Raw genomic sequence first — 23,761 nt, forward strand, 5'->3', positions numbered from 1 at the left:
CCGCCAAACCACGTGCGGACGTGTCCGACGCTCCAGAAGCGCTACTCAGCGAAGCGCTTCCCGAGTGATGTCATTCACGTGAAAGCGGGTCCCATGAGGTTCCTGGGAATCAACGCGATCTTCCATGACCCGTCCGCGGCGCTCGTCGTCGACGGGCGGATCGTCGCCGCCGCCGAGGAGGAGCGGTTCAGCAGGCGCAAACACGGCAAGCGTCCCGTGCCCTTCTCCGCCTGGGAACTGCCGGAACAGGCCGCCGCCTGGTGCCTGAAGGAGGCCGGCCTCCAGCCGGAGGAGCTCGACGGCGTCGCCTACTCCTACGACCCCGGCCTGGTCGTGGACACCGAGGGGTGGGAGGCGCTGCGGACCACGTACGCGAGGAGGGCCCCGAACTTCCTGGCCACCGCGCTGCCGGGGCTCGACCCGGCGCAGGTGAGCTACGTCCCGCACCACGTGGCGCACGCCGCCTCGGCCGGGCTGGCCGCGCCGTTCGGCGACTGCGCCGTGCTGGTCTGCGACGGGCGCGGCGAGGCGGTGTCGCACCTGGCGGGGGCCTACCACGACGGCGAGCTGTCCGTGCTGGCCGCGCAGACGCTGCCGCACTCCCTGGGGCTCATGTACGAGGAGGTCACCGAGCACCTCGGCTTCCTGCGGTCCAGCGACGAGTTCAAGGTCATGGCGATGGCCTCGTACGGCACCCCGAAACACCTGCCCGCGCTGCGGGAGCTGATCGGCGCCACCGGCGACGGCGGGTTCCGCAGCGGGCCGATCGACTGGAACGTCTTCGCCAAGCCGGTGAAACCCGGCGGCGCTTGGGCGGCCGAGCACGCCGACCTGGCGGCCGGCGTGCAGATCCGGCTGGAGGAGGTGCTGCTCGACCTGGCCGCCTGGCTGCACGACCGGACCGGCATGGACCGGCTCGCGCTGGCCGGCGGGGTGGCGCTGAACTGCGTCGCCAACACCCGGCTGTTCGACCGCGGCCCCTTCCGGGAGGTCTGGGTCCAGCCGGCGGCCGGCGACTCGGGAACGGCCCTCGGCGGCGCCCTCCACCTGGCCCGGACACACGGCGACCCGGTCGCGGCGATGCCCGGAGCCGACCTGGGCCGGGGGTTCACCGACGCGGAACTGCGGGCGTGGCTCGACACCGCCCAGGTGCCCTACACCCGGCCGCCGGACATCGCGGTGGCGGTGGCCGACGCGCTGGCCCAGGACCGGATCGTGGCCTGGTTCCAGGGCCGCAGCGAATACGGCCCCCGCGCGCTGGGACGCCGGTCGCTGCTGGCCCATCCGGGCAACCCGCGCAACACCGAGCGGCTCAACGACGTGAAGGGCCGGGAGCAGTTCCGGCCGGTCGCGCCCATGGTGCTGGAGGAACGGGCCGCCGAGATCTTCTCCCGGGGGCCGATGCCCAGCCCGTACATGCTGTTCACGCACGACGTCGCCCCCGTGTGGCGGGAGCGGATCCCGGCCGTGGTGCACGTCGACGGGACCGCCCGCATCCAGACGGTCTCGGCCGGGCGCGATCCGCTGCTGGCCGGGATGCTGAACGCCTTCGAGTCGCTGACCGGGCTGCCGGTGGTCGTCAACACGTCGCTGAACACGGCGGGACGGCCCATGGTCGACGACCCGCGCGACGCCCTGGAGTGCTTCGGGTCGGCCCCGGTCGACGTGCTGGCCCTGGGGCCCTACCTCGTCAGGAGGGCAGCATGACCGACATCACCGTGGTCATCCCGACCGTCGGCCGGGCCGGCCTCCGGGACGCCGTCCCGGCGGGGATGCGGGTCATCGTGGTCGACGACCGGCCCGCCGCCGACGGGCCGCTGCCGGTGGACGTCCCCGTGGTCGCGTCCGGTGGGCGCGGGCCCGCGGCGGCCCGGAACCGGGGCTGGCGCGCGGCGGCGTCGGAGTGGGTCGTCTTCCTCGACGACGACGTGGTGCCCGGCCCCGGCTGGGCCGAGAGGCTGGAGGCCGACCTGGCGGGCCTGCCACCCGATGTGGCGGCCTCGCAGGGCCGGATCGTCGTGCCGCTCGACCCCGGACGGCGGCCGACCGACGCCGAGCGCAACACGGCGGGCCTGGCCACCGCCCGGTGGATCACCGCCGACATGGCGGTCCGGCGGTCGGCCCTCGAACAGGTCGGCGGCTTCGACGAGCGGTTCCCGCGCGCCTACCGGGAGGACGCCGACCTGGCCCTGCGCCTGCTGGCCGCCGGTCACCGCCTGGTCTCCGGGAGCCGGACGACCGTCCACCCCGTCCGGGACGAGGGAACCTGGGCGAGCGTGCGGCGGCAGCGGGGCAACGCCGACGACGCGCTCATGCGCCGGCTCCACGGGCGCGACTGGCGGGCCAGGATCGGCGCGCCGGGACGGTTTCGCCGCCATCTGCTGACCACCGTCGCCGGGCTGATCGCCCTGGTGACGCGGAAACGGTGGGCCTGGCCGGTCTGGGCCGCGCTCACCGCCGAGTTCGCCTGGCGCCGGATCGCCCCGGGCCCGCGCACCGCGCCGGAGGTGCTGCGGATGGCCGTGACCAGCGTGGCCATCCCGCCCGCCGCCTGCCTGCACCGGCTGCGCGGCGAACTGCGGGTCCGGCTGACGAAAGGGGGGCGCGCATGCATCCGCACCTGACCGATCTGAGTGACGTGCTGAACCGGCTGGAACAGGAGACGGCCCGGATCCGGGTCTGGGGGCACAAGCTGGCGGGGATCCTGGACGACGGCGGGCGGCTGCTGGCCTGCGGGAACGGCGGTTCGGCCGCCGAGGCGCAGCACCTGACGGCCGAACTGGTCGGCCGGTTCCGCGCCGACCGCCGTCCCTACGCGGCCATCGCGCTGCACGCCGACACCTCCTCGACGACGGCCATCGTCAACGACTACGGCGCCGACGAGATGTTCGCCCGCCCGGTCGAGGCGCACGGCCGCCCCGGGGACGTGCTGATCTCCCTGTCCACCAGCGGGGCCAGCGCCAACGTGATCGCCGCCGCGCGGGCCGCCCGCGACTGCGGCCTGACGGCGTGGGCGCTGACCGGCCCGCCGCCCAACGAGCTCGCCCGGCTCTGCGACGACGCGATCGCGGTGCCGTCGCGCAACCCGGCGGTGGTCCAGGAGGTGCACCTGGTGCTGGTGCACCTGCTGTGCGAGGCGATGGAGGAGGCGCTGCCGTGAACGGGGGAGGTCCGCTGGTCGTCGTCGGCGACACCCTGCTCGACTGCGACCTCGACGGGCGCAGCGACCGGGTCGCGCCCGACTCGGGAGCGCCGGTCGTCGAGGACGCCGCCGAACGGCTGCGGCCGGGCGGGGCCGGGCTGGCCGCGATGCTGGCGGCGGCCGGGGGCGCCGAGGTCGTGCTGGTCACCCCGATCGGCGACGACCCCGACGGCCACGAGCTGCGCCGCATGCTGGCCCGCCGCATGGTCGTCGTCCCGCTGCCCATGCACGGCACGACCGTGCGCAAGACCCGCGTCAGGGCAGGCGGGACCACCCTGGCCCGGCTCGACTCCGGCGACGGCGTGGCCGGCCCGCTGACGGAGCGGGCGCTGTCGGTGCTGCGCCAGGCCGGGACCGTTCTCGTGTCCGACTACGGGCGCGGCGCGGCCGACCTGGTGGTGGACGCGCTGCCGGCCGACCGGCCGGTGGTGTGGGACCCGCACCGGAACGGCCCGCTGCCGCCGAGGTGCACGATGACGACCCCGAACCTGGCCGAGGCGGTCGCCCTCACCGGGGCCGACGATCCCGCCGAGGCCGCCCGCCTGCTGCTCGCCAAGCTCGGCGGCGAGGCGGTCGTGGTCACCCTGGGCGCGCACGGCGCGTACTTCCGCTCCGACCGCCGCGGCTTCCACATCCCGGCGCCCGAGCCCATCCCGGACGGCGACACCTGCGGGGCCGGCGACCGGTTCGCCGTGTCGGTGGCCCACCGGCTGCTCGGCGGCGACACCTGCGCGGAGGCCGCCCGCGCGGCGACCTCGGCGGCGACGGGCTTCGTCTCGGCCGGAGGCGCGTCCGGCGTCGGCGCCACCGTCACGGCCGCCGAGCCGGACGCGCTGCGCCGCGCCGACCGGGTGCGCCGGGCGGGCGGCCGGGTGGTCGCCACCGGCGGCTGCTTCGACCTGCTGCACGCCGGGCACGTCGACCTGCTGCGCCGGGCCAGGCGGCTGGGCGACCTGCTGATCGTCTGCCTCAACTCCGACCTGTCGGTCCGCCGCCTGAAGGGCGCCGGGCGGCCGGTCTCCCCGCAGGACGACCGGGTCACGGTCCTTTCGGCGCTGGAGGACGTCGACGGGGTCGTCGTCTTCCACGAGGACGACCCGGCGCAGGTCATCAGGGCCGTTCGGCCCCACGTGTGGGTCAAGGGCGACGACTACACGGGCCGGGCGCTCCCCGAGTCAGCGGTGCTGGCCGAGATCGGCGCCGAACTGGTGCTGCTGGAGACCGTGCCCGGCCGCTCGACCACCCGGCTCATCACCGCCGCCCTACGACAGAAGGAGCAGCAATGCTGGGAAACATCCTGATCACCGGAGGCGCGTCCGGCCTCGGCCTGGCCACCGCGCGGGCCGTCGTCAAGGCGGGCGGGCGGCCTCTCGTCATCGACCGCGCCGCCCCCGAGGACGACCTCGACCACGTCCGGGCCGACCTGGCCGACAGCCGGGCGACCGGCGACGCGGTGCGGACGCTGGCGGAGAGGGCAGGCGGGATCGACGGGGTCTTCACCGCCGCCGGCACCGACGCCTGCGGCGCTCTGGGCGACGTGCCGCTCGACGAGTGGGAGCGCGTCGTCAGGGTCAACCTGTTCGGCACCGCCGCCGTGGTGCGGGCCGCGCTGCCCTCCCTCCTGGAGAGCGGGGGCAGGGTGGTGACCTGCGCGTCCACGCTCGGAATCAAGGCCGTCGGCGACGCCACGGCCTACTGCGCGAGCAAGTTCGGCGTCGTCGGCTTCACCCGGGCGCTGGCGGCGGAACTGGCCGGGAAGGTCGGCGTGACGCTGCTGATCCCGGGCGGCATGAGCACCCACTTCTTCGACGGGCGGCCCGACCAGTACAAGCCGGGGCCGGACGCGCCGCTCAACCGGGCCGAGGACGTCGCCGAGACCGTCGTGTTCGCGCTCTCGCAGCCCGCCGGGTGTGAGATCAGGGAACTGGTGGTGTGCCATTCCATGGAGACGTCGTGGCCCTAGACCTGCTGGTCCTGCGCGGGCTGGGGCTTGGCGACCTGCTCACGGGGGTGCCCGCGCTGCGGGCGCTGCGGCGGGCCTTCCCCTCCCACCGGCTGGTGCTGGCGGCGCCGGAGCCGTACCGGGAGATCCTGGACGGCGAGGCGGACGCGTGGCTGGACGTCTCCGGGCCCGGCCCGGTGCCGGCCGGGCGGTGCGACGTGGCCGTCAACCTGCACGGCCGGGGGCCGCGGAGCGTCGCGGCGCTCCGGGCCACCCGCCCGCGCCTGCTGATGAGCCACACGACCGGGCCCGCGTGGGACCCGGGCGCGCACGAGGTCGCCCGGTGGTGCGCCCTGCTGGAGTGGTACGGCGTCCCGGCCGACCCGGCGGACCTGCGGCTGGGGTCCGGCGACCGGACCGGGCCCGTCGTCGTCCACCCGGGCGCGGCCTCCGGAGCCCGGCGCTGGCCGCCCGAGCGGTTCGCCGAGGTGGCCGCCGAGCTGGACGCCGTCGTCACCGCGGGTCCCGGCGAGCGGGACCTGGCCCGGCGGGTGGCGGGCGGCCGGTCGGTGCTGCTGCCGTCGCTGCGGGAACTGGCCGACCTGGTCAGAGACGCGCGGCTGCTGATCTGCGGCGACACCGGGGTGGCCCACCTCGCCGCCGCCTTCGGCACCCCGTCGGTGGTGCTGTTCGGCCCCACTCCCCCGGCCCTGTGGGGCCCGCCGCCGGGACCCCACCAGGTCATCTGGCACGGCACGACCGGCGACCCCCACGGCGCCGCCCCCGATCCCGGACTTCTGAAGATCACCGTCACCGAGGTGCTGGGCGCGGCCCGGCGCCACCTGGAGGTGGAAGCGGCATGAGGACCGTCGTCACCGGCGGGGCCGGGTTCCTCGGCTCCTACCTGTGCGAACGGCTGGTCGAGCGGGGCGACGAGGTGATCTGCCTCGACAACCTGCTCACCGGCTCGCCCGGCAACGTGGCCCATCTCCTGGAGCGGCCCGGCTTCCGGCTCGTCGACTGCGACGTCACCGGCTTCCTGCACGTCGCCGGCCCGGTGGACCTGGTGCTCCACCTGGCCTCGGCGGCGTCCCCGGCCGACTACCTCGCCTACCCGATCGAGACCCTCAAGGTCGGCAGCATCGGCACCCTCCACGCGCTGGGCCTGGCCAGGGAGAAGGACGCCCGTTTCGTCCTGGCCTCCACGAGCGAGGTCTACGGCGACCCCCTCGAACACCCCCAGCACGAGGACTACTGGGGCAACGTCAACCCCGTCGGCCCGCGCAGCGTGTACGACGAGGCCAAGCGCTTCGCCGAGTCGCTCACGACGGCCTACGGCGTCGACACGGCCATCGTCCGGATCTTCAACACCTACGGGCCCCGGATGCGCCCGCACGACGGCCGCGCCATCCCGACCTTCATCCGGCAGGCCCTCGACGGGGACCCGATCACGGTGACCGGCGACGGCACCCAGACCCGGTCGATCTGCTACGTCGACGACACGGTCACCGGGATCCTCGCCCTCGCCGACAGCGACTTCGCCGGGCCGGTGAACATCGGCAACCCGGCCGAGCTGACCATGACCGACCTGGCCCGGCTGGTGCGCGAGCTGACCGGGTCGGCCTCGCCCGTCACGTACATCGGCCGGCCGGTCGACGACCCGCACCGGCGCTGCCCGGACACCTCGCTGGCCGCCGAGCGGCTGGGGTGGCGGCCGGAGGTCCCGGCCACGGCCGGGCTGCGCCGCACGATCCGCTGGTTCGCGGAGGAACGGGAGCCTCTGGCGGGATGAACGGACACGTGCTGCTCGCCCGGCTCGACAGCGTCGGGGACGTGCTGCTGACCGGCCCGGCGATCAGGGCCGTGGCGGCGGGCGCCCGGCGGGTGACGTTGCTGGCGGGTCCGCGGGGGCGGGCCGCCGGTGACCTCCTGCCCGGCGTCGACCGGGTGCTGGAGTGGCCGGCGCCGTGGATCGAGCCGGAGCCCGCGCCCGTCGATCCTGAGCACGTCCGGCTGCTGATCAAGATGGTCGACGACGTCGACCGGGCGCTGATCTTCACCTCGTTCCACCAGTCGCCGCTGCCGCTGGCGCTGGTGCTGCGGCTGGCCGGGGTGCCGTGGATCGGGGCGATCAGCGACGACTACCCGGGGTCGCTGCTCGACCTGCGCCACCGCGTGCCCGACGACATCCCGGAGGCCGAGCGGGCGCTCAGCCTGGCGACGGCGGCCGGATATCCGTCGGCGGGCCGCCGGCTGGCGGTGCGCCGGCCGCTCCCGGATCCGGGCCTGCCGGGCGGCTACCTGGTCGTGCACCCGGGCACGTCGGTCCCCGCGCGGGCCTGGCCGCCGGACCGGTGCGCCGCCCTGGTCGACCTGCTCGCCGGGCACGGCCACCACGTGGTGGTCACCGGCACTCCGGGCGAACGCGACCTGACCGCCCGGGTGGCCGGGCGGCACGGCACCGACCTGGGCGGGCGCACGGACCTGGCCCAGCTGGCCGGGGTGCTCGCCGGGGCCCGGGCCATCGTCGCCGGCAACACCGGCCCGGCCCACCTGGCCGCCGCCGTCGGCACGCCCGTGGTGTCGCTGTTCGCGCCGACCGTGCCGGCCGTCCGCTGGGCCCCCTACGGGGTGCGCCACCGGCTGCTCGGCGACCAGGCGGCGGCCTGCGCCGGGACCCGGGCCACGGTCTGCCCGGTGGAGGGCCACCCGTGCCTCGCGTCGGTCACCCCGGCGCGCGTCCACGAGGCGATTCTGGAGGTCATGCGATGAGGATCCTGGTCTGGCACGTGCACGGCTCGTGGATGACGGCGTTCGTGCACGGCGCCCACGACTACCTGGTGCCGGTCGTCCCGGACCGCGGCCCCGACGGCCGGGGCCGGGCCCGCACCTACGACTGGCCGCGCAACGCCCGCGAGGTCACCCCAGCCCAACTGCGGGCGGAGCACGTCGACGTCGCCGTCCTGCAACGTCCCCACGAGAGGGACCTGCTCAGGGCGTGGCTGGGCCGCGAGGTCCCGGTCGTGTACGTCGAGCACAACACCCCGCCCGACGTGCGCGCCCGCCATCCGATGGCCGGGGCGGGCCTGCCGCTGGTGCACGTCACGCACTTCAACGACCTCTTCTGGGACAACGACGGGGCCGCCACCACGGTGATCGAACACGGCATCCCGGACCCCGGCCACCGCTACACCGGCGAACTGCCCCGGGCCGCCGCCGTGATCAACGAGCCGGTCCGCCGCACCCGGGTCGCCGGCACCGACCTGCTGCCCGTCTTCGCGCCCGTGGACGTCTTCGGCATCGCCACCGAGACCCTGGAGAACGGCCAGGGCGACCTCCCGCACGACCGCATGCTGACCGAGCTGTCGCGGCGGCGGGTCTACGTCCACCCGTACCGGTGGACCTCGCTCGGCCTGTCGCTGCTGGAGGCCATGACGCTCGGGATGCCCGTGGTGGCGGTGGCCGCGACCGAGGCGATCGAGGCGGTGCCGCCGGAGGCGGGCGTGCTGTCGACCGACCCCGCCCGGCTCGCCGAGGCGGCGCGCGACTTCGCCGAGGATCCCGAACTGGCCCGTCAGGCGGGGAAGGCGGCCCGCGCGGCGGCGCTCGACCGCTATGGACTCGACCGGTTCCTGGCCGACTGGGACCGGCTGCTCAGGGAGGTGGTTCGATGAGGGTCGCGATGGTCTCCGAGCACGCCAGCCCGCTCGCCGGGCTGGGCACGCCCGACGCGGGCGGCCAGAACGTCCACGTGGCGGCGCTGGCGGCCGCGATCGCGGCGCTCGGCCACGAGGTCACCGTCTACACCCGCCGGGACGACCCGCACACCCCGGAGCGGGTGCCGTTCGCGCCCGGGGTGACGGTCGCGCACGTGCCGGCCGGGCCGCCCGAGCCGATCCCGAAGGACGACATCGTGGGGTACGTGCCCGACTTCGCCCGCTGGCTGCGCGAGCAGTGGACCTTCGACCGCCCCGACGTGGCCCACAGCCACTTCTGGATGAGCGGCCTGGCCACCCTCGACGCCGCCCGGCGGCTGGGCGTGCCGGTCGCGCACACCTTCCACGCGCTCGGCACGGTCAAGCGCCGCCACCAGGGCATCGAGGACACCAGCCCGGCCACCCGGATCCCGGCGGAGCGGACCATCGGCCGGACCGCCGACGTGATCGTCTCCACCTGCCCCGACGAGGTGGAGGAACTGGTGAGGATGGGCGTCCCGCGCCAGCAGGCCCGGGTCGTGCCGTGCGGGGTCGACCTGGACCTGTTCCGTCCCGGTGCGTCCGGAGCGCCGCAGCGCCCGCGCCTGCTGTCGATCGGGCGGCTCGTGCCGCGCAAGGGCGTGCAGACCGTCGTCCAGGCGCTGCCGTACCTGCCGGAGGTGGAACTGGTCGTCGGCGGGGGCCTGCCGATCGGCGACCTCGACCGAGACGAGGAGGTGAACCGGCTCCGGGCGGAGGCCGACCGGCTGGGCGTGTCCGCGCAGGTCCGCTTCGTCGGCCAGGTGGCCAGGCAGGACGTGCCGGGCCTGATGCGCTCGGCCACCGCCGTCGTCTGCGTCCCCTGGTACGAGCCCTTCGGCATGGTCGTGCTGGAGGCGATGGCGTGCGGGGTGCCGGTGATCGCCTCGGCCGTGGGCGGGCAGCAGGACACCGTCGTCCACGAGGAGACGGGCCTGCTGGTCCCCGCGCACAGCCCGCGCGAGGTCGCCCGCGCGACCCGGCGGCTGCTGGCCGACCCCGCCGCCCGCGACGCCTACGGCACGGCGGGCGCCCACCGGGCGAGCAGCCGCTACAGCTGGGACCGGGTGGCCGCCGAGACCGTCAGCGCCTACGGCCAGGCGATGCTCCACCTGCGGCGCATCGCCGCCTCATGACAGGTCGAGCCGGAGCGCCAGCTGGTCGCACAGCTCCCTGAGCAGCCCGGCCTCGGCCAGGGAGAACGGACGGCGGGCCACGCTCCGGGCGACCGTGACCGTGCCCAGCGGGCGGCCCGCGGCGAGCGGCGCGCAGACGAGGGACCCGGCGCCCAGCCGGGCGGCCACCTGCACGCCGTCGCGGTCCTCGCCCAGCGCGCCGAGGTCGTCGAGCGGGCTCTCCGTGAGCAGGCGCCCGCTTTCGAGGACCCGCCGCTGGAGTGCGGCCGGGTGACCGTCCTCGCCCGGCACCACCCGCCGCCAGGCGCCCGTCTCGTCGACCAGGTCGACGAACACCCAGTCGCCCATGCCGTCCCGCAGGGCCGTCGCCGCCCGATCGAGGGAGAACCCGGGCGAGAGCAGCAGCCGCGCGAACGAGGCCAGCAGGTCCTCACGCTCCGGCTCGACCTCGGGCGACGCCGGCACCGGTTCCGCCTCGGGCATGCTGGAGCTCCCGATCAGCACGTGGGGCGCCTCGCCCGGCAGTTCGAGAGGGGTCAGCGCCAGCGTGAGGTCGACCGGGGCCAGGCGGCGGCGCAGCAGCCGGACCCGGACCGTCCTGGCCTCGCCCTCCCGGGTCACCGCCGCCAGCGCCGACCGCAGCGCGGCCCGGAAGCGCAGGTCGGTGAAGACGGGGAAGGGCCGTCCGGTGGCATACGACTGCGACACGTCCAGCAGCGTCAGCGCGGCGGTGTTGGCCCGCCTGATCACGCCGTCGTCACCCGTCACGATCAGGGCGGGGAACGGCGACCCGGCGAACGACGCGCGCAGCAGCAGGCGTTCCCGCTCAGCCGGGCTCTTCTCCGTGGCCACCTCGTCGGCCCAGGAGACGAGCTCCTCGTGGCGGACCTTGAGCTCCTCGGCGGCCACGTCGAGCTCCAGCAGGACGGCCTCGATCCACTCGTCCCGGCCCAGTTCGGGGGTCACCGTCGTCCGCGCCGCACGCAGATACGCCAGCCGCTTCTGGAACTCGTTGAACTCGCTCTCGAACGCGTCGATCGTCGAGCCGGCCATGTCGCCTCCCCCTGTCCTCACCGGAACGCACGTCGCGTGACTTCCTGCCCTGGGGGTAGGCCCGCAGTCACGGCCATGCCAAATGGAGGCACGATGCGATCATTCCTTTCCCGTCCCGCCGACGACGTGCTGAGCGCGCTGGCCGACGAGATCGCCGTCATGGCGGGTGGGTGCGGCACGACGATGGCGCTGTGGCCCGTCTCCGCCGCCGAGCCGACGCTGATCGCCTCGCACCCGGAACTCGGGGAACTGGTCGAACTGGAACACGTCCTCGACGACGGCCCGAGCCTGAGCGCCCTGCGCGGCGAGGAGGCCGTGACCGTCACCGACCTCGCCCGCGACCGCCGCTGGCCCACCCTCGGCCGGGCGGCGCTGACGCGGGGCCTGCGCGGCTGCGTCGCCGCGGCCGGCCACGCGCCCGGAGTGGCGGTCGTGGCCACCGTCTACGGCCTGCGCCCCGGCGAACCCGGCAGGGCGGCCGGTCCGGGCGTCGCCGCGATGGCCCGGCAGGCCGCCTGGTTGGCGACCTTCGCCGACGCTCAGGAGCGCCACCAGCGGGAGGTCCGCCAGCTCCGCCTCACCATGGCCGGCCGCGAGGCCATCGAACAGGCCAAAGGCATGATCATGCAGGCCCTGGGGGTCGACGCCGAGACGGCGTTCGCCGAACTGCGCCGCACCTCCCAGAACGCCCACATGAAGCTGAGGGACGTCGCCGAGCAGCTCGTGGACGGGGCCGCGGACCAGCACGACCGGGAGTGACACGCTGACAGCGGGCTGACTTGATCGCCGGGCAGGCGGACGCCGTCGAACGCGGCACCCGTCACCGGGCGATCCGGGCGCGGCCGGTCGGCGCCCGCCACGAGCCGCGCCGGAGACGGCGGGCGGGGCCGGCCACGCGAAGCCGTAACGGAAGCAGAAAAGACCCGCGGCCAAAGGATCGGTGACGGTTCGTTAGGCGATCTGCGTCGGGGGCACGGGTCGAGAATGCCTGAGGAAACGAACCAGACGCCACCGCCCCAGAACCAGGCCTATCCCGGCCGCAGCGGGGACATGTCCCCCGAGCCCCGGGACGAGATGCGCGACTACCAGGGCCGCGACCTCCTCAAGGGCAAACGCGCCCTGATCACCGGCGGCGACTCGGGAATCGGCAGAGCCGTCGCCGTGGCCTTCGCCAAAGAGGGCGCCGACGTCGCCATCGCCTACCTCTCCGAGACCGACGACGCCGAGCACACCCGCAAACTGGTCGAACAGGAAGGCCGCCGCTGCGTCCTGCTCCCCGGCGACCTGAGCCGCGCCGACCAGTGCGTCCACGTCGTCGAACAGACCGTGGGCGAACTCGGCGGCCTGGACGTCCTGGTCAACAACGTCGCCTACCAGGAACCGGTCGACTCGCTCGACGAACTCGACGACGAACAGTGGCAGCACACCTTCGCGGTCAACATCCACAGCTACTTCCGGGTGACCAAGGCGGCCCTCCGGCACATGGGCGACGGCGCCGCGATCGTCAACACGTCCTCGATCAACGGCCTGCGGGGCAACAAGACCCTGATCGACTACTCGGCGACCAAGGGCGCCATCAACGCCTTCACCCAGGCGATGGCCCAGAACCTGGTGGACAAGGGAATCCGCGTCAACGCGGTCGCGCCGGGGCCGGTGTGGACGCCGCTGATCCCGGCCACGTTCCCGCCGGAGAAGGTCGAGCAGTTCGGCAAGCAGGTTCCGATGAAGCGGGCGGCGGATCCTGACGAGATCGCGCCTTCTTACGTGTTCTTTGCTTCGGGGCGGCTCTCGTCGTACTACACGGGCGAGGTGCTGGCCCCTATCGGCGGGGAGACGCTTCCTGGTTGATGTGCCCTGGGCTGAGGTGGTCCCGCCGACCAGGTGTCACGGATGGTTGGCGGGGGCGGTGCTTCGCTTATGGGCCGTGCGTGGAAACGTCCTCACGAGCCGGGTCTCCGGACTTTTAATCCGTAGGTTCAGGGTTCGAATCCCTGGCGCCCCACCACTTATGACCCGATTTGACCAGTGGGTTTGCCCTGATTTGGGGCCTCGGCGGCGAGGCGAGATCGTCCGTGGTTGCTCGGTGGTTGCTCATGGACACGGACTGGGCACACGGTGGCCGATCCCACGCCCTACAAATGCCCGAATTGTCGCGCCCGTCAACGGGGTCGCCGCCATTCACACGGGCCTCAGGTCATCTCTATGTCGCACGATAGTCAAGTACCCATTACTCGCTGCAAGCGGTAGTCGGACCCAACTCGCCTGTAAGGCGGCCGGGTAGCGGGATCTTGAGCATCATCTGCCACAGCGCGACGTCATCGAAGCTGGCAACGGTCGATGATCTTGCGGGTCGGATTCGACTCTCGCACACCCAGGCTCGACCTCGGCACGCCCAGTCCACGGACGCCCACGCTCAATTGCTCGCGGTCGAGGTTCGACCGCCCAGGTGACGGCCCGGAGGAGTTCCGCACCGAAAACGCGGACGCGAAGTGGCCTCCTCGAAAGGGTCGAACCCGCCGGGTGACGCCAAGGCCAGGCACACGGCAAAGAGAGCGAGGTGAGACTCGCAGACCCTCAAACACGCAGGAGCGAATTAGGGTCGATGGTGCAAAACCATTCAAGAAGGACAGAGACGGTGCCGTTCAAACCTGTTCGATCAACGTCAGCGATGTACGCCTCTCCTGAGGCGTTATACCGTGACCTGCCACGCAGCCCCGGGGCCAAGCCCGGTTTGCTTCTGCACCAGGGCGACCTGCTGCGCATGTACGCGAAGGACCACGCCGACGTCAGCGATCTGGCGCTGGAGCTGCCGACCGGGACGGGGAAAACGATCCCGGCGTTGGTGATCTGCGAGTGGTGGCGTCGGCAGCGTCGGGCCCGGGTGGTGTACGCGTGCCCGACCGACCAGTTGGCCCGGCAGGTCGCGGTGACTGCTGGTGAGGAAGGGATCCCCGCAGTCGTACTCACCGGTCCTCACGGGGATTGGGCGGTAACCGATCTGGCCCGCTACGACGCAGGCGAAGCGATCATGCTGACGACTTACAGCACGGTGTTCAACAGCAGCCCGAAGCTGGGCGCCACCCCGGCCCTGATGGTGTTCGACGATGCCCACAACGGGGAGCAGTACGTCGCTGACCAGTACTGCCTGCGCGTCAATCGATCGGGCGAAGAATATGCCGATCGGCGAACCTACCTGGCTCTGTTAGACGTGCTGGCGCCCGGGCTGGACGCCCTGACGCTGAAGCGCCTGAGCAACCGGAGCGCCGAACCGGGCCACGCGCGAACCGTGCATCTGGTGGTGCCGGCGCAGCACGAGGGTATGCCGGAGCGACTGGCCGACTTCCTTGCTGATCTGCCCGCGCCGTGGGCTTTCCGCTACTCGATGATCAGCAGGGTGCTGGGTTCATGCCTGGTGTATCTCAGCCACACCGGGATCCAGATCCGCCCGTTCATTCCTCCCACCAGCGACAACTTGCTTTTCACCGACGCCCAGCAACGGCTCTACCTGTCGGCCACTTTGGGTGACGCCGGAGACTTGGAGCGTTCGTTCGGACGGCCGCGCATCAAACGGCTCGCGCTCCCTACTACCTCGCCCGAGCCGCGTTCTGGCCGCAGATTTCTGATCTTCCCCGACCTGCTGCCCGGCGGAGTCACCGACAAGATCACCCAGAAGATCACTGCTATGACGGGGAAGGCCCTGGTGCTGGCCCCCGATACTGCCACCGCCAAGACGACGGCCGAATTGATCGCCCCGCCCGGCTGGCCGGTGCTGTCCAAGAACGACGTCAAGCACGGAATGCAGCCCTTCGCCGCTCTAGATGTACTTGGTCATGAACTTGGTGACAGCCGACTGATGGGCGGCTTGCCGCCGAGGGCTGAGTGGGGGCGGCTGGTGTTGTAATACTCCAGCCAGGGGCCCAACGCCAGGGTGCGGTGCTGGTTGCTGGCGTAAGGCCGCCGGTAGGCCCATTCGGTGGCCATGGTGCGGTTGAGGCGTTCGGCTTTGCCGTTGGTCCATGGGCAGTGCGGGCGGGTGAACTTCTGCCGTGCGCCCAGTGCGGTGCAGGCCTGCTGGAAGGCGTGGCTGATCCGGTAGTTCTTGGCGTTGTCGGTCATCACCCGGTGGATGCGGGTGATGCCGCGGGCAGCGAAGAAGGCGGCGGCTCGGTGCAGGAAGGCGGCGCAGGTGACGCCTTTCTCATCGGCCAGAACTTCGATGTAGGCCAGGCGGGAGTGGTCGTCGATGGCGGTGTGCAGGTAGTCGAAGCCGATGCCGCGTCCACGCGGGGATCGTTCGCGGCCGTGGGCGCGGTGACCGCCGCCGTCGGGGATGCGGCCGAGTTTCTTGACGTCCAGATGGATCATGTCGCCGGGCGCGGGGTGCTCGTAGCGGCGATCGCTCTTGCGGCTGGCGCGGATCAGCGAGCCGGTCAACGGGTCACACATGGCCAAGGGCGGGACGCCGTGGCGGCGCAGGATCCGGGTGATGGTCCGGGCCGGCACCCCGGTGGCCGCTGCGAGCCGATCGGGTCCGGCCCGCAGCTCGGCACGGGCCTGGATCACCGCCTGCTCGACCTCGGTTGGGGTGCGGCGCGGGCTGGTGCGGGGTCCGCTGCGCCGTTCCTCCAGTCCGGGCCAGCCTTCCTGCCGGTAGCGGGTCACCCATCGGTGAGCGCATTGGCGGGAGACGCCCAGTTCGGCGGCCACGTGCGCGACCGGCCGTCCGTCGAACACGACACGGCGAACCAGCAGGCATCTGCCGTGAAACGTCAGCCGGGCGTTAGCGTGACCCATCAAGACCTCCGTGCGTGGGTGAAGCGGCTAACTCCACTACGCCCGGAGGTCTTCTTCATGATCAATCACCCATGGCCACGTGTCACCAAGATCTCGGCCAAGTACATCTAGACCACGCCATATGTGCGCTGGCCAGCCGCTACGACGGGATCGACCTCCCGCATCAGGCGTGCCGCGCGGTGGTGATGGAGGGCCTGCCGAACCGGGATCATCTGCAGGAACGATTCCTGTCCAGCCAGGTCCGGGCTGGCTCCGCGCTGTCGGAGCGGGTCCGGACCCGCGTGGTCCAAGGTCTGGGCCGCTGCACCCGGGGCGCGACGGACTGGGCGTTGGTTGTGGTCCGTGGTCAGGAACTCACCCGCTATCTGCTGATGCAGGAGACCCTGGATGCCCTATCCGCCGAGTTGCAGGCGGAAATCCGCTTCGGCATCGAAAACAGCCGCGACACCAGCCAGGCTGACCTGCTCGAGAACGTGCGCATCTTCCTGGACCAGGAACGGACGCCGGAATGGCGTGAACAGGCCGAGCCGAACCTGGCGCAGCTTAGGTCCGAACATGAGCGCACCGTTCCTGCAGGCAGCGACATCTTGGCTGAGGGGGTCGTAGCGGAGATCGAGGCGTGTGCGCTGGCTGGGCACAGCCGCTGGGCCGAGGCCAGCCAGAAAGCCCAGCAGGTCGCACATCAGCTTTCCCATGGAGGTGAGGCGACCCGCGGGTACCGCGCCTTCTGGCTGATGCTGGCCGGGATGTGGGCCTACCAGGCAGCCGCCAACGGCGACACCACACTGACAGCCACCGCCCACCAACTGGTTCGCCAGGCTAGCCAGATCTCGCCGGGCACCTGGGTGCGAAGCCTGCCGTCCCTGCCCGATATGCCACTCGGGGGCCTTCCACCGCAGGACGACATCGCCATCACCACGGTAAGCGAGTTGCTCGGCAAGGTCGCCCCCCGCAAGATGGACACCCGCCTGGGCGACATGATCGCAGGCTTGCAGACGGTGTCCCACACCGCCTACGAACCCGCCCTTACCGAATTGGGGATATTCCTGGGCGCCGCTGCTGAAAAACCTCAGGGCAGCGGACGATGCGATTCCAACTGGTGCTGGGGAAACGAAATGTGGTTCGCCCTGGAAGCCAAGAGCGAGCACACCCAGCCCGAGGGGCTCGTCCCACACAAAGACATCCGGCAGGTCAACGACCAACTCCGCATCCTGCGCAGCGATCGCCGACACCAAGCGATCCCTGCTGGAAGTATCACCGTGATCGTCTCACCACGCCTGGCCGTCGACCCCACCGGTGCCAGCGGCGCCGAAGAGCACTCCCACCTCGTCCACCCCGACACCATCCTGGCCCTTGCCAATGACGCGAAAGCCGCTTGGGAGTACATGCGGGCGAGACGCCCCGGTCTGGACGAGGCCGACCTTCACCGCATGGTCGCGAAAGTCCTCGGACAATACGGACTGCTGCCCTCGCAGGTACGGATACGGCTTACCGAGCACCCCATCTCGTCTGTGGGGCGCCCTGTATAACCGGGCGGGACCAACTCTCGTTGGTCCCGTTTCGGTAGTCCGCCAGCTAAGTCCCCCGCATTTGGCCAGGTGGGGCCAGAACTCGTTGGTACAGCCGACCGCTCTTTCAGCGGGAACGGGGCGGCGCGGGCGGAACGGTGACAAGGGCGGCCGTGGATTCGGCGGCGGCTGCCGCGACTTCCGGGTAGACGCTGGTGTAGGTGTCACGGGTGAAGGTCGAGGAGACGTGGCCGAGCGTTTCCTGCACCACCTTGAGCTCGACCCCGGCGGCCAGCATCAGAGAAGCGGCGCCATGACGCAGGTCGTGCAGCCGGACGGCCGGGAGACCTGCCTCAAAGGCGATCCAGTAGAACTGGTCGGTGGCCACCTGCGGGTGCAGCGGCCGGCCGAGTTCGTCGGTGAAGACGAACCCGCTGTCCACCCACTGATCACCTGCGGCCAGACGTTCCTTGGCCTGCTTGGTGCGGTGTTTCTTCAGGAGTTTCATCGTCTCGGCGTCGACGGCGATCACGCGGTCGCTGGCATCGGTCTTGGGTTTGCCCTGGACGGGCTGCCAGCCAAGCTGGGTGATCTGCCAGTGCACACCGATGCTGCCGCCCGCGAAGTTGACATCTTCCCAGCGCAACCCCACAGCCTCACCCCGGCGAAGCCCCCGCAAGGCGATCAGCCGGTACAGCACGTGCAGGCGATGACGCTGCGCACGGGCCAGGAAGGCCGAGGTGTGGACGGGCGTCCACACCATGACCGGCGAGGGCCGCTCGGCGGAGATGTAGAAGCCGATCACGTCCACCCGGGCCCCAACTCGGCGCGCGGACTCCACCCGTGCGGCGTAGTCGGCCCTCCACTTGATTACCCGTTCCGCGGTCCACACCACGGGCTTGGGGCGGGTGACGGAGGGGAGTTCGACGACGGCGGCGGGGTTGAAGTCCAGCAGCCGGTCCTGCTTGATCGCGATGTTGAGGGCGTGCCGCAACGTGGCGCGGATGCGATGCATGGTGGCCGCCCTGACCGGCCGCCGGTAGCGCACCTTCGCCACACGCTCCGGGTCGCCGCTGGCCCGCTCGGCGGCGATGATCTCGTTGAACTCCTCGATCGCGTCGAACATGCCCGCGATGTCGGAGACGCGCAGCCGGTCCAGCCGGATCTCCCCCAAGTAGGGAGTGAGGTAGAGGCGGACATGAGCGGCGTAGCCGGAGCGGGTCGTGGCCTCGATCCGGCGCTTGCGCGCCAGGAACTCCTCCAGCCACTCGGCCACGGTGACCTGCCGGTTGAGGTCCTGGCGGGTGCGGACCTTGCGCCGTACCTCCTCGGTGTCGGGTAGCTTCCGGGTGTCTTTCAGCACCGACAGCATCAGCTCGGTGATCCGCCGCTGAATGCCTGGGTCCTCGTCCAAGGCGAGCAGGCCGCGGGCGTGGTCGAGTTCGGCCTCGGCGTCCTCCAGGGAGTCGAACCCGGTACGGCGCAGCGGGTTACGGCGCCGTCCGTCGGCGTGGGGCGGCAGCTCCAACTGGTAGGCCCATTTGCCGTGGGCGCTGTTCCAGCGCTCGCCGCCCCGGCCCGAGCGGCGCAACTTCGGACAGGAAGCGCCGATGCGTTTGCCCTCGGCGTTACGGCAGGTGCAGGTCTTGAACGTGGTTCCGTTGGCCACCAGGGTCAGTCCTTCTCTTCGCTCTGTTCGCCGCGACGGGGTTCGTCGGCGTATCCGAGCCACGCCCGCACCCCACGGACCGGGACCATGTACCGGTCGCCGATCCGCAGGACCCGGCACGGGAACTCGCCGGCCTTCGCGAGGCGGTAGGCCTTGGTGCGGCCCATGCCGAGCAGCCGTCCGGCGGCCACCAGGCCGATCACCTCGGCCTCCCCGTGGTTGTCGGGGAGGCTCGGCAGGCTTGGCGTGTTCGTCATCACTGATCACCCCTGTGGGAGCGGTGGGACAGGTACCGGCCGCCCACCGGTTGCGATCGGGCGGCCACGGATGTTGACGACGGCGTGTGCGGGGCGCTGCGCCACCGACCGGCCCGCACGGCCCCGGGTCGCTGAACCCGCGTAGGTCGGGTTACAGCGCCCCAGGGCACATCGTGGCACCGGTCGGTGGCGGCGGTATCGACGCCCACCTCCGCACCCGCCGTCAAGCAAAATCCGCTGGTCAGGACGGGTATCGTTCGGACACCGTCAGCCCTGACGAGCTGACGGGTCCGCTCTGAGCCGGACCTAGCGAGGGTCGGCGAGAGGCTTGCGGAAGATCAGCAGGTCCTCGTGCGCAGCGGCGTGGATCGGCAGACCGCGAGCCCAGCCCTTGCGTGCCTCGTGAAGCTGGAAGAACGAAGCTCGGTTCACCAGCCGGTCCTGGCCCAGCCCGCACAGCAGGCAGACGATCCGGTCGGCCAGAACGAGACCCACTTGCTCAGCAGCCTGCTGGACCTGGCCCGGCAGATCGATCAGTTCACCGCGCTCCCGATACGGGCGCACGGTGACCGCCACCACCCCGCCAGGCCTCAGCAGCCGGACACAACCAGCAAGGATGCGGCCGAACCCCTCCAACAGGCCAGGCAGACCCTGATGGGCCAGGTTTCCCCGGTCCCGGGAGTAGAGGTGGTTCCACTTGCGGACACCGGGCTGGCCGCTGTCGCGGCTGGAGCGTACGTGCCCGTGGGTGGCGGCCCCGTAGGGCGGCGAGGTGAGCACCAGCGCTGCCTGTCCAGCCGCATCGGAGAGAAGCGCGCTGATCGCACGGGCGTCGCCGACGACGACCTTGCCCGTGCCCGGGGCTCCCTGACGGCGGGCGTGGGCCAGGTTGGCGCGAGCCAGGTCGGCCCACCGCTGCTCGAACTCCACACCAGCGCTTTCCCGCCCGAGATGGGCGGCCTCGACCAGGGTGGTCCCGATCCCGCACATCGGGTCGACGACGAGTTCGCCCGGCTCGCTGTAGGTGTCGATGACCTTGGCGGCGATGGCGGGCAGCATCTTGGCCGGGTGCTCCATCGACTCGGCCAGATACCGGCCCCGGCGCTGATGACGGGACTGCTGCTGCCCGGTCGCCCACACCGACACGGTGTTCTTGGTCAACGCCCCTCCCCTTCCTGGCTGTCGGCCGTCTCCTCGGGTTTGGCGAACAGGAGCAGGTCGGAATGGACGCGGGCGCTGGGAGGAAGCGCCCAGCACTCCAGCGCTCCTCGATCATCCGGAGGCGGTGCCGCCGGCTCGGTCGCCACAGGTTCGCCTCGCGCGGGAACGTGCAGGGCGACGATGTGCTGCAGGTATCGCAGCCCGCGCTGCTTCGCCTCGGCGATGATTCGCGGAAGCGGGTCGTCGACCTGGCCGTCGTTCTGATGCAGGCCAGTCACCACCGCCAGGCACCCGCCCGGCTTCAGCAACTCCACCGCCAAAGCCATGTCTCCCGGAGCGCATCCGGGTTTCGGTTCGGCGAGACCTTCGGAGGGTGAACCGGCTTGGCAAGGCTCGCGGAGCACGACGAGCGCTGCCGAGCCGAACCCGGCCCGCGCAACGGTAGCCTCTGTCGCGGAGCCGTCACGCAGCTCTACCGACGACAACTCCTGGCCGCTGTGAGCACGAGCCAGCGTCATCCTGGCCGTATCCGCCAAATGGGTGTCGGCGAAGGTGGCGATGATCGGGCACCCCATGGCCAGCGCGGCGGAGATCAGGTGCGGGTCGGTGGCGTTGAGGTCGACCACGGACTCGCCCAGCCGGGTGCAGGCCGACAGAAGGTGCCGGGCCAGCTCGCCGGTCATCGGGAAGCAGCAGCCGTTCCGGCAAACGGGCGCGGACTCGGTTCCCGAGGTGGCCAGCCACACGCTCAGCGGGAGGCGGCGCCATGCCGCTTCCCCGTCCGCGCGGACCTCTGCCGGGTCTGTAACGGAGAGCGGATCGAGGCTTCTGGTGCTGGACGGGGTGGATCGTCGGTCGGATGGAATCGGAAGCTGGGTCAAGATGTCGTGGCCCGATCACCGGGTCACCTGTCCCTGTCACCCATCCAAATACTCGCCACCAGGCACCGGTTGGGACGGAGCGGCAAGCAAAGCTTCTTCCGTGGTCACCGGCACCGCATCTTGCCAACGCGTTTCAGGTATGAACGTTCTCGCAGTTCAGAAGGCTTTCGTACATGGCTCGTCCGACTGAGTCGGATGCCCAGGTGCAGACTGCAGATCGCCACAGGCAGGTGCCGAGCTCCCCCAACTCCCACCCCAGACTGCTGGAACATTAGGTATTGTTCTCGTCACGCTTCGGAGTCATCCGTTATGCGCAAGACCCCAGGAGAAAGAGTGCGGACTACCCCGACTTGGGGGAGGCGAGGGTGTCCGCACTCTTCATCTGGCTCTTGCACACCGAGAGCATTGATAACGCCCTGGATGCGGCCCGCGCCTCAGGGCCGCCAGATGCTTGCATCCAACGTTTCCGCAGTTCAGAGCACTTTTGGACATTTCTCGGATCACCCGTCGTCGGTGAATATCCGCTCGCTGATGGTGAGAACGTTCGGAGCCTCGGCGAGGGACGGGCCGTACCAAGTGAGGTGCCGTCCGCTCATCAACGTGGCCAGCCTCCGGGAAATGCCTCCGGTCCGTCCTCAGCGGTGAACCGATACGGCTCGTCCGGCAGCAGCACCAGGTCGACCCCGACCTGAAGAACCTCCTCCGGAGTGACCCGCGGGTATCGCTCGGGATGTTCCGCAAACACGTTGTCCACGCCCAGACGCGCGAGCACGTCGCCCGCGAAGGTGTCGCGGCCGACCACCATCCAGGGCCGTCGCCACACGGGGATCGCGGCCCGCCGCCGTCGTATCGGAGCGGGAAAGTCCCAGGCCCTGGCCACCACATCCAGCCACTTGGGCCGACACAGGCGGCAGGCATCGGTGAGCATCCGGTCCAAGGAGGTCAGCGCCTCGGGGACGGTCCGGATGACGGTGGTCCACACCGCGATGCCGGAGGCGCGCAACGCTTCCAGGTCGGCTTCGCGGTTCTCCTCGAAGTTGGCCAGCACCACGTCGGGGGACAGGTCCCGGATGTGGTCCAGGTCGGGGTTCTTGGTGCCTCCGACGCGTTCGACGTCGAGGCCGACGGGGTGCACACACCAGGCCGTGGCGCCGACCAGGACCTCCGGGTCGGTGCAGGCGACCGCCTCGGTGAGCGAGGGCACCAGCGACACGACCCGCCGCACCGCTCCAGGGAGCGTCACCTCGCGCCCTTGATCGTCGTACGACATGCGGCATATGTACCCTTCCGGGCTCTTATGAGACGATGCCGAAAAGGCGAGCGCGGACTGAGGAAGCCGGTGTGAATCCGGCGCGGTCCCGCCACTGTGATCGGTGAGCGACTCCCGAACAAGCCACTGCCCGCGAGGGCGGGAAGGCCGGGACGAGCGTCTGAGCCGAGAGCCCGGAGACTCACGCGGTCGCTTCCTCGATGAACTGGGGCGGATTTCCCTGAGAGAGGAAGTTCACGCGCGCGTGAAAAGGATCACCGTGTGCCGGGACTGCTGCTGCGGCAGCGCCCGCAAGGTCCCCCACCTCAACCACGACGAACAGATCCGCCGCCTCCGGGAAGTCGCCGAGGTCCGGGTCACCGAATGCCTCGACGTGTGCGACCAGGCCAACGTCATTGTCGTCCAGCCGACCCCGGAGGGACGTGCCGCCGGGGGCCGTCCCGTATGGCTCGCCTTCGTCAACGACGAGAACGCCACCGCCGACGTCGCCGAATGATCCGCGCCGGTGGCCCTGGCTTAGCCCCGGTGCCGCCGGTCCTCGACCTGCACCGCTTCACCCCACCGCGCCGCCCCAAGCCGGGCAGCGATCCCCCGATCGTGACGACTACGATCTCGCGCCGGTGAAAGGACGGGGTCCATGGCGAGGAGCCCAAATCCTCCGCGCACGGTTGTCGACGGAGTCGAGATGGTTCTGCTGACGGTCGAGGAGTACGAACGCCTCCTCGCCTCTCGGAGACAGGCCGGCGCCCAAGCCGCTCGCATCCGTAGATTGCAGGGCGAGCTGGCGCGACTGCAACACCCGCCAGCGGACCCATGATCCTTATCGCGAACTCCTCGCAACAAGCAGGACCCCACTCGTGGACATTCGCCCGTTTCGTGTGATGATGGCGGCGAAGGCGAGCGCGGACTGAGGAAGCCGGTGTGAATCCGGCGCGGTCCCGCCACTGTGATCGGTGAGCGACTCCCGAACAAGCCACTGCCCGCAAGGGTGGGAAGGCCGGGACGAGCGTCTGAGCCGAGAGCCAGGAGACTCACGCGGTCGCCTCCTCGATGAACTGGGGCGGATTTCCCCTGAGAGGAGTGGGCGACCATGCCCATCGTGCCGACGGCGACGCCGCGAGGCCCTTCGGTGTTCCCTTTCTTAGGTCCGCCCC

Annotated in this window: 21 protein-coding genes, 1 tRNA gene, 1 pseudogene and 2 riboswitches; of the genes and pseudogenes, 16 read left to right on the forward strand and 7 right to left on the reverse strand. The window is 71.3% G+C overall.

Annotation, left to right across the window (positions count from 1 at the left end):
- Window positions 1-93 precede the first annotated feature (93 nt).
- Genes AW270_RS12275 through AW270_RS12320 form a run of 10 tightly spaced genes read left to right on the forward strand, consistent with a single transcriptional unit; the run spans window position 94 to window position 10,014 of the window.
- Window positions 94-1,707 carry a carbamoyltransferase family protein gene (locus AW270_RS12275; protein WP_061294019.1) on the forward strand — a complete coding sequence of 538 codons (1,614 nt, stop codon included), beginning with the start codon at window positions 94-96 and terminating at the stop codon, window positions 1,705-1,707.
- Window positions 1,704-2,624, forward strand: coding sequence for a glycosyltransferase family 2 protein (locus AW270_RS12280; RefSeq protein ID WP_061294022.1), 921 nt, complete (start codon window positions 1,704-1,706; stop codon window positions 2,622-2,624). The genes AW270_RS12275 and AW270_RS12280 overlap by 4 nt, the downstream gene beginning before the upstream one ends.
- Window positions 2,609-3,160 (forward strand): D-sedoheptulose-7-phosphate isomerase, encoded by a 552-nt coding sequence (locus AW270_RS12285; protein WP_061294023.1) that lies wholly within the window; start codon window positions 2,609-2,611, stop codon window positions 3,158-3,160. Before AW270_RS12280 ends, AW270_RS12285 begins: the two co-directional genes overlap by 16 nt.
- Entirely contained in the window at window positions 3,157-4,503 is a 1,347-nt protein-coding gene (locus tag AW270_RS12290; protein WP_061294024.1) for a PfkB family carbohydrate kinase, read from the forward strand. Before AW270_RS12285 ends, AW270_RS12290 begins: the two co-directional genes overlap by 4 nt.
- Entirely contained in the window at window positions 4,485-5,165 is a 681-nt protein-coding gene (locus AW270_RS12295) for an SDR family oxidoreductase (RefSeq protein WP_061294026.1), read from the forward strand. Before AW270_RS12290 ends, AW270_RS12295 begins: the two co-directional genes overlap by 19 nt.
- A complete protein-coding gene (locus AW270_RS12300; RefSeq protein WP_061294028.1) occupies window positions 5,156-6,007 on the forward strand; it encodes a glycosyltransferase family 9 protein in 852 nt (283 codons plus the stop codon). The genes AW270_RS12295 and AW270_RS12300 overlap by 10 nt, the downstream gene beginning before the upstream one ends.
- A complete protein-coding gene (locus AW270_RS12305; protein WP_061294030.1) occupies window positions 6,004-6,936 on the forward strand; it encodes a UDP-glucuronic acid decarboxylase family protein in 933 nt (310 codons plus the stop codon). Before AW270_RS12300 ends, AW270_RS12305 begins: the two co-directional genes overlap by 4 nt.
- Window positions 6,933-7,916, forward strand: coding sequence for a glycosyltransferase family 9 protein (locus AW270_RS12310; protein ID WP_061294032.1), 984 nt, complete (start codon window positions 6,933-6,935; stop codon window positions 7,914-7,916). The genes AW270_RS12305 and AW270_RS12310 overlap by 4 nt, the downstream gene beginning before the upstream one ends.
- Entirely contained in the window at window positions 7,913-8,818 is a 906-nt protein-coding gene (locus AW270_RS12315) for a glycosyltransferase (RefSeq protein WP_061294034.1), read from the forward strand. The genes AW270_RS12310 and AW270_RS12315 overlap by 4 nt, the downstream gene beginning before the upstream one ends.
- The gene (locus tag AW270_RS12320) at window positions 8,815-10,014 is read left to right on the forward strand and encodes a glycosyltransferase (protein ID WP_061294036.1); all 1,200 of its coding nucleotides are present in this window, start codon (window positions 8,815-8,817) and stop codon (window positions 10,012-10,014) included. The genes AW270_RS12315 and AW270_RS12320 overlap by 4 nt, the downstream gene beginning before the upstream one ends.
- Here the strand turns inward: AW270_RS12320 and AW270_RS12325 are convergent.
- A complete protein-coding gene (locus tag AW270_RS12325; protein WP_061294038.1) occupies window positions 10,009-11,067 on the reverse strand; it encodes a GAF domain-containing protein in 1,059 nt (352 codons plus the stop codon). The genes AW270_RS12320 and AW270_RS12325 overlap by 6 nt on opposite strands.
- Window positions 11,068-11,160: 93 nt before the next feature.
- Here AW270_RS12325 and AW270_RS12330 point away from each other — a divergent pair, with 93 nt between their 5' ends.
- From AW270_RS12330 to AW270_RS12340, 4 genes are all read left to right on the forward strand, one after another.
- Window positions 11,161-11,826: an ANTAR domain-containing protein gene (locus tag AW270_RS12330; protein ID WP_157521881.1), complete on the forward strand. Its 666-nt coding sequence runs from the start codon at window positions 11,161-11,163 to the stop codon at window positions 11,824-11,826.
- A 225-nt stretch (window positions 11,827-12,051) separates the two neighbouring features.
- On the forward strand, window positions 12,052-12,915 hold the full coding sequence (locus tag AW270_RS12335; protein WP_061294042.1) for an SDR family oxidoreductase: 864 nt from the start codon (window positions 12,052-12,054) through the stop codon (window positions 12,913-12,915).
- A gap of 52 nt (window positions 12,916-12,967) precedes the next feature.
- Window positions 12,968-13,072 (forward strand) — tRNA-Ser (locus tag AW270_RS38655).
- 630 nt (window positions 13,073-13,702) lie between these two features.
- Window positions 13,703-14,968 (forward strand): DEAD/DEAH box helicase, encoded by a 1,266-nt coding sequence (locus AW270_RS12340; protein ID WP_157521883.1) that lies wholly within the window; start codon window positions 13,703-13,705, stop codon window positions 14,966-14,968.
- Here AW270_RS12340 and AW270_RS12345 read toward each other — a convergent pair.
- A complete protein-coding gene (locus AW270_RS12345) occupies window positions 14,896-15,861 on the reverse strand; it encodes an IS481 family transposase (protein ID WP_061294046.1) in 966 nt (321 codons plus the stop codon). The genes AW270_RS12340 and AW270_RS12345 overlap by 73 nt on opposite strands.
- Before the next feature lie 71 nt (window positions 15,862-15,932).
- Here AW270_RS12345 and AW270_RS12350 point away from each other — a divergent pair, with 71 nt between their 5' ends.
- A complete protein-coding gene (locus AW270_RS12350) occupies window positions 15,933-17,390 on the forward strand; it encodes a helicase C-terminal domain-containing protein (RefSeq protein ID WP_061294048.1) in 1,458 nt (485 codons plus the stop codon).
- A gap of 106 nt (window positions 17,391-17,496) precedes the next feature.
- Here the strand turns inward: AW270_RS12350 and AW270_RS12355 are convergent, their stop codons facing one another.
- From AW270_RS12355 to AW270_RS12375, 5 genes and pseudogenes are all read right to left on the reverse strand, one after another.
- Window positions 17,497-19,038, reverse strand: a complete 1,542-nt coding sequence (locus tag AW270_RS12355; RefSeq protein ID WP_061294049.1) for a tyrosine-type recombinase/integrase — start codon at window positions 19,036-19,038, stop codon at window positions 17,497-17,499.
- A gap of 5 nt (window positions 19,039-19,043) precedes the next feature.
- A complete protein-coding gene (locus AW270_RS12360) occupies window positions 19,044-19,295 on the reverse strand; it encodes a helix-turn-helix domain-containing protein (protein ID WP_061294051.1) in 252 nt (83 codons plus the stop codon).
- Window positions 19,296-19,601: 306 nt separating this feature from the next.
- Window positions 19,602-20,456: a TRM11 family SAM-dependent methyltransferase gene (locus tag AW270_RS12365; protein ID WP_061294054.1), complete on the reverse strand. Its 855-nt coding sequence runs from the start codon at window positions 20,454-20,456 to the stop codon at window positions 19,602-19,604.
- The gene (locus AW270_RS12370) at window positions 20,453-21,139 is read right to left on the reverse strand and encodes a hypothetical protein (RefSeq protein ID WP_061294056.1); all 687 of its coding nucleotides are present in this window, start codon (window positions 21,137-21,139) and stop codon (window positions 20,453-20,455) included. The genes AW270_RS12365 and AW270_RS12370 overlap by 4 nt, the downstream gene beginning before the upstream one ends.
- A gap of 698 nt (window positions 21,140-21,837) precedes the next feature.
- Window positions 21,838-22,607, reverse strand: a pseudogene (locus tag AW270_RS12375) (helical backbone metal receptor).
- 25 nt (window positions 22,608-22,632) lie between these two features.
- Window positions 22,633-22,806: riboswitch (cobalamin riboswitch) on the forward strand.
- Between the two features lie 45 nt (window positions 22,807-22,851).
- Between AW270_RS12375 and AW270_RS12380 the strand changes: the two are divergent.
- A complete protein-coding gene (locus AW270_RS12380) occupies window positions 22,852-23,103 on the forward strand; it encodes a hypothetical protein (RefSeq protein WP_218009193.1) in 252 nt (83 codons plus the stop codon).
- A 374-nt stretch (window positions 23,104-23,477) separates the two neighbouring features.
- A riboswitch (cobalamin riboswitch) is annotated at window positions 23,478-23,660 on the forward strand.
- Window positions 23,661-23,761 lie beyond the last annotated feature (101 nt).

Origin of the sequence: Herbidospora cretacea, from assembly GCF_001570605.1 — a bacterium.
Taxonomy (GTDB): Bacteria; Actinomycetota; Actinomycetes; order Streptosporangiales; family Streptosporangiaceae; genus Herbidospora; species Herbidospora cretacea.